Below are 523 nucleotides of genomic sequence, written 5' to 3' on the forward strand. Positions count from 1 at the left end.
TCATGATCTACCTCTTGTTCTATATTTAAGTTATTTACTTTTGGAGGTTTAATAGTTGTGGTTCCCCAGTCGTGACCTACTTCTTGTTCCATATTTAAGTTATTTGCTTTTGGAGGTTTGATAGTAGTATTACCTAGGTCATTATTTTCCATCTCCTGATCCACTTCATTCACTTTAACCTCTTTTTTCATTTGAAGTTGGTTATCATCTTTATCACAGCTTACCATTGATAATGTGATTACGCCTAATAGCATTGCTACTTTTACTGATTTTTTCATAAGATTAATATAAAATAAGATAGTAAAGTTACAAGATATGATTAGAATATACAAAAGAGGTTTAAGGAATAAAACTATTTCTTAAACCTCTTCATTTAGGTGCTATTTTTTAATAGGTGGTTTGATAGGAGGTAATCCCCAGTCATCTTTTTCCATCTCTTGATCCACTCCATTCACTTTAACCTCTTTCTTCATTTGAAGTTGGTTATCATCTTTATCACAGCTTACCATTGATAATGTGATTA

At 31.2% G+C, this 523-nt stretch carries 1 protein-coding gene; it reads right to left on the reverse strand.

Annotated features, from left to right (window positions below):
• Nucleotides 1-278, reverse strand: a 278-nt coding sequence (locus tag AABL87_RS17730) for a hypothetical protein (RefSeq protein WP_341277698.1), incomplete at its 3' end; no start/stop codon positions are given.
• Nucleotides 279-523: the final 245 nt, after the last annotated feature.

Origin of the sequence: Myroides sp. C4067, from assembly GCF_038039665.1 — a bacterium.
In the GTDB taxonomy this organism is placed as follows: Bacteria; Bacteroidota; Bacteroidia; order Flavobacteriales; family Flavobacteriaceae; genus Flavobacterium; species Flavobacterium odoratimimum.